This window comes from Stieleria sedimenti (genome assembly GCF_025060895.1).
GTDB classification, from domain to species: Bacteria; Planctomycetota; Planctomycetia; order Pirellulales; family Pirellulaceae; genus Stieleria; species Stieleria sedimenti.
In genome coordinates this window covers 1-12,486 of record NZ_JANZKV010000079.1, presented here as the reverse complement: position 1 = coordinate 12,486, position 12,486 = coordinate 1, and the positions used below count along the sequence as shown (strand labels likewise).

Genomic DNA, 12,486 nt, shown 5'->3' with positions numbered 1-12,486 from the left:
CCCGCATTGGAATCGAAGGTGCCGAAATTAATCATCATTGATGACGAACCTAATCTCCGCTACTCGCTCAAGAAAAGTCTCGAAACCGATAGCTTGGAAGTGGTGACCGCTGCGACCGCCGAAAGCGGCATCGCGGCCGTCCGCGAACATCAACCCGATGCGGTCATTTTGGACGTGCGGTTGCCCGATATGTCCGGGTTGGACGCCTTCAGCATCATCCACGAACTCGATGCCCGAGTCCCCGTGATCATCATCACGGCGTATTCGACGACCGAGACCGCGATCGATGCGATGAAGCGGGGCGCCTTCGAATATCTACTCAAACCCGTTGAGTTCGAAAAGTTACTGACCACCGTCCAAAACGCCATCGACGTCAGCTTGATGAGTCGCACCCCGGCCCAGTTCGGTATCGATTCAGACGGCGATACCTCCGCCGACCAAATTGTCGGTCGGTCTCAGGCCATGCAAGAGGTCTACAAGTTGATCGGCCAGGTCGCCCCGCAAGACGTCAACGCTCTGATTTTGGGTGAAAGCGGAACCGGCAAAGAAATGGTCGCCCGCGCGATTTACCAACACAGCCGCCGAGCCGAACGACCGTTCCTGGCTATCAACTGCGCCGCCCTGCCCGAGAACTTACTCGAAAGCGAACTGTTCGGACACGAACGCGGTTCCTTCACCGGCGCCGACAAACGCCGCATCGGGAAGTTCGAACAGGTCAACGGCGGAACCATCTTCTTGGACGAAATCGGCGACATGACTCCGGCGACCCAAGCCAAGGTGCTGCGGTTGCTGCAAGACGGCAGCTTTGAACGTGTCGGAAATAACGAAACGATCCGCGTCGACGTCCGAATCATCGCGGCGACCAACCGCAACTTGCTCCAGATGGTCAAAGACGGCACGTTTCGCGAAGACCTGTACTACCGAATGAGTGTCTTCATGATCCAACTGCCGCCGCTGCGCGAACGGCCCGAAGACATCCCCGTGCTCGCCGAACACTTCATCCACCTGCTCAACCGAGACATGCAAAAACAGATTCGTTCCATCGCACCCGACGCGATGCAGCGGCTGAAACACTACCGCTGGCCGGGCAACGTCCGTGAACTGCAAAGCGCGATGAAGCACGCCTTGGTGCGAAACGTCGGCGAAGTGCTAACGGTCTCCTCCCTGCCGGATACCTGCCGCGACATTCAACCGGCCGGCTCGGAAAAACACCGGTCGGAGCTGGATGCCGAAAACATTCGCAACTTCATCCACGACCTGCTGTCCCACGACCAACCAAACGTCTATCAAGAATTGCACAGTGAAATCGACCGCATCCTGCTTCCCGAGGTGCTCAACCACGCCGACGGAAATCAGGCCCACGCCAGCGAACTGCTGGGCATCGCCCGCAGCACCCTGCGAACCAAGATCACCGATCTGGGACTGACCTTCGAAAAACGGCTCAAGGCGGATTCCGACAGCCGTTGAGGCAGCGAATCCGGACGTCGATCGCCGCTCTGACCCTGTGCTCCCGTTGTGATTAAAATCGGGCCATGCATCTCGACGCCCTCACCACCTTTCTGGAGTCTTCCCCCACCGCCCGATTGCTCAAGGCGGATCTCGGGGCGTTCGTCGTTTACTTTCTGCGGCGAGCGTTCAAATCGAACACGCAAGATTCCGCGATCTCGTTTTCTCACGACGAACTGGCCAGCCGATTGCAGGTCTTCCAAGACGAACTTCGCGACGAGGAACGCCCCGTCTTGCTCGGCTCGCCCGATCGGTACCTGCGCGAGTGGTCCGATGCCGGCTGGCTGCGACGCTTCTTGCCCGCCGACTCCACCGGCCCCCACTACCAACTCACCCGCTACAGCGAAGACGCCATCCGATTTCTCGATTCCATGCTCCATCGTGACACCCGGTTGGTGGGCACCGAGAGCCGGTTGCGACTGGTCATCGACACCTTGGTCGATCTGGTTCGCGGCGCCTCGCCGGACCCCGATCGGCGGTTGAACGACCTGCTCGCCCGGCGTCAGCGGATTGACGACGAGATCGCTTCGATTCGGGGCGGCGGCGAAGTGGAAACCTATCACCCGGCTCAGATCCGCGAACGGTTCTACACCGCCGTCGATCTGCTCAAGACGCTGCAAAGTGATTTTCGTGCCGTCGAAGATCGATTCGAAGCGATCGGCCGCCAAGTGCAGCGCGAGGCGATGAAAGACGATCGTCGTCGCGGAGAGATCTTGGCCACCGCACTCGATGCCGAAGAGCTGATCAAACAGCAGGACGAAGGGGTCAGCTTTGACGCCTTCGTCGCGTTCCTGTTCGCTCCGCAAGCCCAAGCGAAACTACGCGAAACGATCGCCGAAGTCACCCGTCTGGACGCCATCGCCGACCAGCGGGCGGCGCTCCAGCACGTTCGCGCCATGGTGCCGTCGCTGTTGGCCGAAGCCGACAACGTGCTGCGGCAAACCGGACGCCTGTCTCAAACCCTGCGCCGATTGCTGGACGACCAATCGGCGGGACACCGCAAGCGGACCGCCGAAGTATTGCGGGACATTCGCACGCTGGCGTCGCGGTTGAAACACGACCTCGCCCAGTCCGGCCAGGAACCACCGGACACACTCGCCCTGTCCGTCGAAACGTCGATCGGATTAACCTCTCCCCTGACACGCCCGTTCTGGACCCCGCCCCAAGTCTTTGACGTCGCCCCCGAAACGCATGTCGTCGATTTCGAAACGGCCCGGCGCGAAGCCAAAAAACTGGCCCATCTGCAGCGACTGGAATGGGACCGCATGCGCGACACGATCGCCCATGCCACCGGAAAAGCGCCCTCGATCCGGCTCTCCGAACTGCTGAACATTCGCCCGTTGCAAGTCGGCATCATCGAACTGGTCGGCTGGATCCAGATCGCGCACGAAGATGGGCATCGCATCGATCGCGACGCAACCGAAACCATCCACGTGACCACGAAAGACCCCGTCACGGGGACAGAACACCCGTTGTGCGTGGTCGTCCCGCGGGTCACATTTCACCGCACACGTGAGAAAGCCACGGTGCCGATTCGAACGAAACGACCGCGATGATGAACGAATCCAAACACGATTCCTTGGACCCCGATGCGCTGCCGCCTCCGGTCCCCTGGGCTTCCGCCGCCGTCCGATTGCTGCAGGGCATCGTTTATCACGATGACGCCGGCGACACCTGGGAACGGATCCTGGCTGGTGTGACGCCGCTGAGCGATTACTTCGCCCGGATCGGATTGATGCTGATCGTCAACGAAGAAGACGGCATGGCGTACCTGCGGCAGATCGAACCCGAAGTCTTGCCGCCGGATTATCCGCCGATCCCAAAACTGTTCCGCAGCATCCGCTTGAGCTTCGAGGCCTCGTTGCTGTGCGTTCTGCTGCGCGACGAGCTGCGCCGCTTTGAAGAAGAAATCCATCGCGACGACCGCTGTGTCATCCCCCAGGCTTCGCTGTTAGAAATCTGGCAATCGCTTGTCCCCGGTAACGACGATGCGGTTCGCGCCAATCGCAACCTGGGCGGCCAGCTCCGCAAACTGGAGGAACTGAAGTATGTCAGGCGTTTCGAGAAACAACCGCCCAGTTGGGAAATTCGCCGCATCCTCAAAGCGAGGTTGCCGCTGGCGGAACTGGAACGGCTGCGGACGGATCTGACCGCGGAACTGAAACGTCGCGACGAACAGACTGCGGACACGCAACCCGAAGACGCCTCGGAGACAACGGATGACTGAATCCACGTCGCGGTCACGCCCCCTGTCGCTCTTTGACATCAGCGAAGACGCCGCCGAAACGCCTCGACCCAGTGGCTTTCGGCTATCCACCTTCGAAGTCTTCAACTGGGGGACCTTCGATGGCCAAGTTCATTCCTTCAAGCCCCACGGTGCCACCTCGCTGCTGGTCGGTGAAAACGGCGCCGGCAAATCGACACTCGTCGACGCGATGCTGACGCTGCTGGTTCGTCCCGGTGTTCGCAATTACAACGTCGCCGCGGGGGCCACGAAAAAAGAACGCGACGAACGGACCTACATTCGAGGCGCCTACGACCGTACCGCCGGCCGCGACGAGAAACCTCAAATCCAATACCTTCGCGACGGCAGCGGGTTTTACACCGCGCTGCTGGCGACCTTCGCCAGCGGCACCTCGGGCAAACAGTTCACACTCTGCCAGGTCATGTACCTGACCGCCTCGGGTGATCGCAAAATCTATTACGCATTCGACACCTGCGCCCGCAGCATCGCCGGCGATCTGGGCGGATTGAAGTCCGGCAGCGAGATCAAGTCCGCCCTGACCGATCGTGGATTCCAAGTCACCGAAAGCTACAAACAGTACCACGGCTGGTTCCAACGACAGGTCAAGTTTCGCCCCAAGGCGATGGACATCTTCAATCAGACCGTCGCGGTCAAAGATGTCCAGCGCCTCGATCAGTTCATTCGTGACCACATGCTGGAAAAAAAACCTTGGAACGACAAGGTTTCCAGTCTGTTGCAGCATTTCGCCGAACTCAGTGAAGCACACCGCGCCCTCGTTCAAGTGCGTCAACAATCTGAGTTGCTGGCACCCATCATCAAGACCGGCCGTCGTTATCGAACCGCCAACGATCAGCTGCAACAAGCTCGTGACCAACATCAGTCCGCGCCGTTGTTTTTCGACACTGCAATCGCCGACCTGCTGCGGCCGCTGTGTGAACAATGGAAACTGCGGATCGAACATCTGGATCAAGAGATCGAACTGCTCGACGCGTCGCTGCATGCCAGACGCAGCGATTCGGCGCGGCTGGAACACGAGATCGCCCACAGCGGCGGAGCCCGGTTGCAACGGCTGCCGGACTTGATCGCCGCGGAGGAACAGCAGGCGAAATCGAAACGAGAAAAACGCCTGATCTTCGAAGCCAAACTGAAACAAGCCGGGATTCAGATCGTCATCAACAGCGCCCAGCAGCTTGAAAAAGCGCACCGGCACATTTCGCAAACCCGAGAAACGCTGGTGGAACGTCGGCAGGCGGCCACCGAACAGCTCAGTCGCTGTGATTACGAACTGGGTGTCCTCCGGAACCAACTGGATGAAGATGCCTCGGAGCTGGAATCGCTGCGGCGCCGCAAGGGCAACTTGCCGGACGCGTTCATCGAAGTCCGAGCGGCGATTTGTGCCGCCTTCAAATTGTCGCCCTCGGATCTTCCCTTCGCGGCCGAGCTCGTCACCGTAAACCCCGAGCACGCCCGCTGGGAAGCGTCGATCGAACAGGTCCTGCATTCGTTCGCACGCACACTCTTGGTGCCGGATGATCTGTACGCCAAAGTTTCCGGTTACGTCGACGCCGAACGACTGATCGATGGCCGCGGTCGCGGACTGCGATTGACCTACGACCGTGTCGCACTGACGGTATCGCCCACCAACCCGGTTTCCGATGAATTGTCATTGCCGGAAATGTTGCACTACCGCGATGACCATCCACTGGCATCCTACGTCCGCGGTGAAGTTCTGCATCGCTTCGATCACCTCGCTTGTGAAACGATCGCGGAATTTCAAATGGCCAACCGACGGGCGATGACCATCCATCGACACGTCAAGCAGAACCATCGCCAACACGCCAAAGACGATCGCAGCCGCCAAGACGATCGCCGACACTTCGTCCTCGGCTGGGACAACCGTCCCAAACGGCAAGCTTTGGAACAATCCATTCGCGACCAGCAGACACAAATCGCAACGTTGCAGTCACAGATCGCGTCGCTCCGCCGAACCAGCGATCAAGCCACGTCGCTACTCACTGTTCTCGACGAACTGGCCGCGATGACGGACTTCGACGCCATGGACGATCACCGCCATGAATTCGATGCCTCGCAGTTGCGGCTGGAAAAAGAAAAATTGGAAGCGTCCAACGATCGCGTCAAAGAACTGAAAGCCAAGCTGGCTGATGTGAAAGCCGAGATCGAGGGGCTGGAGTCAGACCGTGATCGCAACTTCGACGAACGATCTAAAACGCAGCATCAGCTCGACAACGGAAACCGCACGCTGCAATCGGTCGAGGCGGGACTGGTCGCGGCCCGTGACGACGGCAGCCTTGATCACGCTCAACAACACTTCGCCGGAATCAACGCGCAACTCGGCGACCGAACGCTGACCGTCGAAAACATGGGGCGGTTGCCGACCGAAGTCACTCATCAGCTTTCCGCGCTGGTCAGCGATCGAGAAAAACGTGTCAGCCCCATTCGCGACGATTTGACCCGGGCGATGGGGCGATTGCTGACGAAGTTCCCAGTCTTTGAGTCCGAATTGAGTCCGACACCGCAGTCCCTGCCCGATTTCGAGACGCTGCAACAACGCATCATTCAAGACGATTTGCCCAGACATGAACGCCGCTTTCGCCAACGTTTGAAAGAAAAAGTGTTGCAGGAAATCGGCTTGCTGCACGGTTCACTCGAAGACGAACGCGAAGAGATTCGCAGCAAGATCGAGGTCCTCAACGAAGCCCTGCGGCGACTCGATTGGCGACCGGGAACCTACATGCGGCTGGAACCGAGTGAAACCACCGACGCGGAAATCCGTGACTTCCGCCGCGATTTGGCCGGCTGCTTGGAAGGCACTCTGGGCGGAACCGACGACGCCAACGAAGCCACGTTCAATCGCATCGAAAAACTCGTCGGACGATTGCGAGACGATGCGAACCTGCGCTGGCGCGAAAAGGTCATCGACGTGCGAAACTGGTTCAAATTCGCCGCCCGCGAGTACGATGCCGCCACCGGAGACCCCGGCAGTTACTACGACGGCGGCACCGGCCAATCCGGTGGTGAAAAAGGCAAGCTGGCGTTCTTGGTGTTGGTCGCGGCGATCGCCTACCAATATGACTTGCGGCCCGATGATACCGACAGCGATCGTTTTCATTTTGTCATGGTCGACGAAATGTTCTCTCGCAGCGACGACACGCGGGCGAAGTACGCGCTGAATTTGTTCGCCCGCTTCGGGTTGCAATTGGCAATCGTCGCACCGTTGGATGCCAAGGCCAAGATCACCGAAAGCTATGTCGGGATGTACGGACACATCATCAAAGATCCCGATTCCAACCGCAGCGAACTGATCAGTTTGACCGCCGAACAATACCGGGCCGTTCAGGGCGAGGAAAAGACAAACGGATGATCACGCCGGAAGCGATCGCCGAAAAAGCGAAACGGATTTACCCCAAGGCGGTCAAGGCGTGGTTGTCGGGTCAGCTGGACGCGTTCTTTCCGCATCGTGTGCCGGCCAACCTTGCTCTGCCAAAGGATCATGCCGCCGCAATCGAACAAGTCGACCGACTGCGGCAAGCATCCAAAGAGATCACCGGCGAGGGTTACACCGTCCAATACGAATCGCGTCGCAGCCGGATGCATGGACTGAATCATTTTCCCACCGCGATCGTGATTGATTCGATGCAGGACTTGGTCCGCTTGGCCGGATGTTCGCCGCAGTGGACGGTGCTCCGCCGGGCGACCGAAACGCTTCGTCGCCGCAAGCCAGAACTCGAGCGTTGGCTGATGCAACGCAGTCATTGGAAGCAGTTGTTGGAGGTCGTCGACGTTCTGGACGGGTTGCTCGACATTGTGGACTATTTTCAAGCGCATCCACGTCCGGATTGTTTCGCCCGCGAATTGCCGCTGGCGGTGTCCACCAAACTCTTGGAAACACATCGGCGTCGACTGGCAACCTGGCTGGACGTGGTCTTGCCACCGCACACCATCGACCATCGCTACGGTTACGACGCGTTTGAGCCTCGTTACGGATTGCGTTATGCCCGTCCGCATTTCTTGCTGCGAATTCTCGATGACGCCTTGCAATCCGATCTCGGCCTGCCGTTTGATGAACTGTCGCTGCCCGCGGAGTCGCTGTCGCAATTAGCGGTGACCGACGCGAGAATCTTGATCGTCGAAAACAAAATCAATCTGTTGTCATTGCCGAAGATGCAACGCGGCTTGGCGTTAGGTGGCCTGGGCAACGGAGTGACTCAGTTGGCAGACATCCGATGGCTGCATGAGAACCCTGTGTTTTACTGGGGAGACATTGACGCCGACGGATTTGTCATCTTGGACCGATTGCGGCAAGCGTTGCCCGGCGTGCTAAGCCTGTTGATGGACGGAAGCGTGTTCGATCAATTTCTGGACTTGGCCACAGCCGGCAATGGTTCGCAGCCGAAAGAACTGCCCCGCCTCAACGACGACGAGCGGGCGTGCTACGAACGGGTTTGCCGAACCAACCGAAGGATCGAACAAGAACACCTGCCCATGGAACGGTTGGTCGAGCTGCTCAGGTGATGCTGCATCCAACTCGCTTCTGACCGGCTTGCCAAACACCTATCCTTACCCTGACATTCCCTCTTCCAACTCATCTCTCTGGTTCTGCTGTGGCGGAAATGGACGTTCGTGACAAACTTGCGATTCTCGCCGACGCGGCCAAATACGATGCCTCCTGCGCCAGCAGCGGTTCCAAGGCCACTCGGGCTGGCAGCAAGATCGGCAGCACCGAGGGGATGGGCATCTGCCACAGCTACACGCCGGACGGTCGATGCATCTCGTTGCTGAAAGTCCTGCTGACGAACTATTGCATCTACGACTGCCAATACTGCGTCAATCGAATCTCCAGCGACACCCCGCGGGCTCGATTCTCCGTCGACGAAGTCGTCTCGTTGACGATCGAGTTTTACAAACGCAACTACATCGAAGGGCTGTTCCTCAGTTCCGGCATCATTCAGACGTCAGATTATACGATGGAGCAACTGATTTCCGTCGCGAAGAAGTTGCGTACGGATGAACATTACGGCGGATACATCCATCTGAAAACCATCCCCAACGCGTCGCAGGCACTGATTCAAGAAGCCGGCCTTTGGGCCGATCGATTGAGCGTCAACATCGAACTGCCGACCGAAGGCGACCTTCAAAAACTTGCCCCGGAGAAGAAGAAACCTCAAATCGTCGATGCCATGCAGGGGATTCGACAAAAGATCGACGAAACCAAAGACGATCAGAATGCGGGGCTTCACCCCCCGAACTTTGCACCGGCCGGGCAAAGCACCCAGATGATCGTCGGCGCGACGGACACGCCCGACGTCGAGATCCTGAAGACGGCGTCACAGCTCTACGACGGCCAGAACCTCCGACGTGTCTATTACTCGGCCTACAGCCCCATCCCGCACGCCGACGCCCGCTTGCCCGGCCAATCACCCCCGCTGGTCCGCGAACATCGTCTTTATCAAGCCGATTGGCTGATGCGGTTTTACGGTTTCGACGCCAGTGAAATTGTCGCCGAGGCCGATCAGAATCTTTCGCTCGAGATCGATCCGAAACTGGCCTGGGCTCTCGCCAATCGGCATTTCTTTCCGGTGGATGTCAATCGTGCCAGCCGCGAAGAACTGTTGCGGATCCCCGGCATCGGCGCCCGCAGCGTCAAACGGATCTTGGGCATTCGCCGGCACAAGCACGTGCGCGTCGAAGACCTGAAGAAACTGCGCGTCGCCTGGAACCGCGCCAAATACTTTGTGTTAACCGCGGACCACAATCCCGAGCTCGCCAATTTGGACAAGGCCGATCTCCGTAGGCGGGCACAACCGAAACCGAAGCAGCTGATGTTGTTCGACACCCGCCAGTCTGCCCTGAGCGGCGAGGTCTAGGTTCACGTCATGCGGTTTGTGAAGGTCCAGACGTTCGACCAGTGGCGAACCGAAGCGCGGCGGTTGCTCCTCTCCGACGTGCCGCCGGAGCAGGTGGCTTGGATGGCCGACGACGAGCAACTTTCCTTGTTCGACTCCAATGGGGATGCGGAACTTCCCGCGACACAAGCTGCCTTCACCGTCCCCAAAGCGTTTTTGGAATTGGCCAAGACCGTCGCCTGTCATCGCGCCGGGACTCGCTGGTCGTTGCTCTACCGAACCTTGTGGCGTCTGATGCACGGCGAACGTCATCTGTTGCAGATCCCGACCGACGAGGACGTTGACGCGTTGATGACGATGCGAAAAGCGGTCACGCGAGACGTTCACAAAATGAAGGCGTTCGTGCGGTTTCGCAAAGTGGTCGATTCGGACGGACGAGAGGTTTATGTTGCGTGGCACCGCCCTGATCATCGCATCGTCCGCTTAGCCGCTCCGTTCTTCAGCCGCAGGTTCCGCGGCATGCATTGGTCGATCCTCACGCCTGATGAATCGGTGACCTGGGACCAGACGTCCCTGCAGTACGGCCCCGGTGTCCCGGTCAGCGACGCCCCCGACGAGGACGCGTTGGAAGAGCTTTGGAAAACGTACTATGCATCGATCTTCAACCCGGCTCGCGTGAAAGTCGACACGATGAAACGAGAGATGCCGGTGCGTCATTGGCCGACACTACCGGAAACGTCGCTGATCGCCGATCTGTTGCATACTGCTCCCGAGCGGGTCGCTGCGATGGTGGATCAAAACGAGGGCTTTGCGGAAACGGCCACGCATTACATGCCCGAGCGAATCGACTTGCAATCGTTGCGCGCTGCGGTGGTCGGTTGTCAGGCGTGTGACTTGCACCAACACGCGACACAACCCGTGTTCGGCGAGGGGCCACCGGATGCCAGAATCGTTTTGGTAGGCGAGCAACCGGGGGATCGAGAAGATGTGGACGGACGCCCGTTCGTCGGTCCGGCCGGCAAACTGCTTGATGAGGCCTTGAGACGTGCCGGAATCCGCCGCAGTGACGTTTATCTGACCAACGTGGTCAAGCATTTCAAATTCACCGAACCGCCGACATCCCGCGGCAAACGTCGATTGCACCAAAAGCCCAACGCACGCGAAGTGTTCGCCTGTCGGCCTTGGTTGGAAGCGGAACTGACGCTGATCCAGCCCGTTGCGATTCTCTGTTTAGGAGCAACGCCATCGCAAGCACTGTTCGGACGTGACTTTCAAGTCTCCAAGCACCGCGGCGAGATCCGCGCGACCGATTGGTGCCATTGCACGATGGCCACGTGGCATCCCGCCGCAATCCTCCGCATGCCCGACCAGCACCGACGAACCGAAATGCAACAACAACTCGTCGACGACCTGCGACACATCCACCAAACACGCCCCCCAAACTAACCCCAGCCCCCCACCGGGGACAGACCCTACCTGACCCTACCCGTCGGCGCAACAACCACCGGGGACAGACCCCAACCGACCGTGCCTGCCCGGGGTCTGTCCCCGTTTGATCTTTCCCCGTTTGATCTTTGGGGACAGACCCTCGCGGTGTCGCAGCACAGAATGGATGCAAGCAAACGAACTGATTGGGGACAGACCCCGTCTGCGGAAAATGTGCCCAAAAAATACTTGACGTGACGGCTCCATTCGGGTGGAATGGTGTTAGTTAGTCAGAGTATTACGATTACTCGTTTTTCGTCGCTGCGAATGGTTGAGAAAGATCCTCAATCCCGCGGCAGTTTCCAGAAACGAGTTGGGGAGACTCTGCGATGGCAAGATCCAATCGTTCCGAAGTGCTGGATCCGAGCGAAGTTCAAGTCTTTCACGTCATCAGCCGAACCACGCGCGGTTGCTGGCTCTTCGGCGAGGATTCGATCTCTGGCAAGAACTACGACCACCGCAAAGTCTGGATCGAAGAGTACCTCCAACGCTTCGCAGCGTGCTTCGCGATCGACTTACTGTCCTTCGCCATTCTTTCCAACCACTTCCACCTAATGCTGCGATCTCGGGCTGACATCGTTGAGACGTGGGACGACACCGAAGTGGCCCGGCGTTGGCTGACGATTTGCCCCGAGCGACGAGACGACCAGGGCAATCCGATGGCGCCGTCAGCGTCGGAACTGGATCGCATTCGGAAATGTCCCAAGAAGCTAGCCGAGATCCGCGAGCGGCTGAGCAACATCTCCTGGTGGATGCGTCTGTTGAATCAGCGAATCGCTCAGCGTGCCCACATGGAAGACGACATGAGGGGGCATTTTTTCGAGGGACGCTTCAAAGCCGTTCCGCTGGTCGATGAAGAGGCTGTTTTGGCTTGTTCTGTCTATGTCGATCTGAATCTAATCCGAGCGTGCCTCGCGGAGACGGTTGAGCTGAGTGACCACACGTCGGCGCAACGGCGGGTCGAATCCGTCCAGGCTTCACAGCAGGTTCCAGAGGACAAATCGAAGGCGTCAGTTGATGACAAAACACCAACCGCCGTTCCGCAAGCTCGCCGTGCGGACGCCTTTCTTGCACCCGTGAATCTTCACGAGGCAAACGCTCCAGTTGGACCGCAGCCGAGCAAAACGAACGCCCGCTGTAGCGATAAGGGTTTCCTTTCGATGAGCGAAGAGAACTACTTGGAAGTGTTGGACTGGAGCGCTCGTCATTTGGCTGCGGGCAAGCGAGGCAGTACCCCGAAAGGGTATCCGCCAATCCTGGAGCGTCTTGGTTTATCGCCGACGCTTTGGTTGTCGCTGGTCGCAAACTTCGGCAGCCTGTTTTCAGCCATTGCGGGCCGACCGGACCATCTCGATGCCCAGAGGACGAAGCAGACAGGGCGTCGTT

At 58.8% G+C, this 12,486-nt stretch carries 8 protein-coding genes; all 8 read left to right on the top strand.

Annotated features, from left to right (window positions below):
- Positions 1 to 18: 18 nt before the first annotated feature.
- Entirely contained in the window at positions 19 to 1,467 is a 1,449-nt protein-coding gene (locus NZK35_RS11905) for a sigma-54-dependent transcriptional regulator (protein ID WP_259632755.1), read from the top strand.
- A gap of 65 nt (positions 1,468 to 1,532) precedes the next feature.
- A complete protein-coding gene (locus tag NZK35_RS11900; RefSeq protein WP_259632754.1) occupies positions 1,533 to 3,062 on the top strand; it encodes a DUF3375 domain-containing protein in 1,530 nt (509 codons plus the stop codon).
- On the top strand, positions 3,059 to 3,733 hold the full coding sequence (locus NZK35_RS11895; RefSeq protein WP_259632753.1) for a DUF4194 domain-containing protein: 675 nt from the start codon (positions 3,059 to 3,061) through the stop codon (positions 3,731 to 3,733). The genes NZK35_RS11900 and NZK35_RS11895 overlap by 4 nt, the downstream gene beginning before the upstream one ends.
- Positions 3,726 to 7,133 carry an ATP-binding protein gene (locus NZK35_RS11890; RefSeq protein WP_259632752.1) on the top strand — a complete coding sequence of 1,136 codons (3,408 nt, stop codon included), beginning with the start codon at positions 3,726 to 3,728 and terminating at the stop codon, positions 7,131 to 7,133. Before NZK35_RS11895 ends, NZK35_RS11890 begins: the two co-directional genes overlap by 8 nt.
- Complete coding sequence (locus tag NZK35_RS11885; RefSeq protein WP_259632751.1) at positions 7,130 to 8,284, top strand: DUF3322 and DUF2220 domain-containing protein; 1,155 nt, start codon at positions 7,130 to 7,132, stop codon at positions 8,282 to 8,284. Before NZK35_RS11890 ends, NZK35_RS11885 begins: the two co-directional genes overlap by 4 nt.
- Before the next feature lie 98 nt (positions 8,285 to 8,382).
- Positions 8,383 to 9,636 carry a putative DNA modification/repair radical SAM protein gene (locus NZK35_RS11880; RefSeq protein ID WP_259632750.1) on the top strand — a complete coding sequence of 418 codons (1,254 nt, stop codon included), beginning with the start codon at positions 8,383 to 8,385 and terminating at the stop codon, positions 9,634 to 9,636.
- A gap of 9 nt (positions 9,637 to 9,645) precedes the next feature.
- Entirely contained in the window at positions 9,646 to 11,061 is a 1,416-nt protein-coding gene (locus NZK35_RS11875; protein WP_259632749.1) for a UdgX family uracil-DNA binding protein, read from the top strand.
- A 368-nt stretch (positions 11,062 to 11,429) separates the two neighbouring features.
- On the top strand, positions 11,430 to 12,486 hold a 1,057-nt coding region (locus tag NZK35_RS11870), incomplete at its 3' end, for a hypothetical protein (RefSeq protein ID WP_259632748.1).

Coding starts and splice junctions, on each gene's coding strand:
- NZK35_RS11890 (WP_259632752.1), top strand. CDS start 3,726: ATGACTGAATCCACGTCGCGGTCACGCCCCCTGTCGCTCTTTGACATC.
- NZK35_RS11875 (WP_259632749.1), top strand. CDS start 9,646: ATGCGGTTTGTGAAGGTCCAGACGTTCGACCAGTGGCGAACCGAAGCG.
- NZK35_RS11885 (WP_259632751.1), top strand. CDS start 7,130: ATGATCACGCCGGAAGCGATCGCCGAAAAAGCGAAACGGATTTACCCC.
- NZK35_RS11900 (WP_259632754.1), top strand. CDS start 1,533: ATGCATCTCGACGCCCTCACCACCTTTCTGGAGTCTTCCCCCACCGCC.
- NZK35_RS11880 (WP_259632750.1), top strand. CDS start 8,383: ATGGACGTTCGTGACAAACTTGCGATTCTCGCCGACGCGGCCAAATAC.
- NZK35_RS11895 (WP_259632753.1), top strand. CDS start 3,059: ATGATGAACGAATCCAAACACGATTCCTTGGACCCCGATGCGCTGCCG.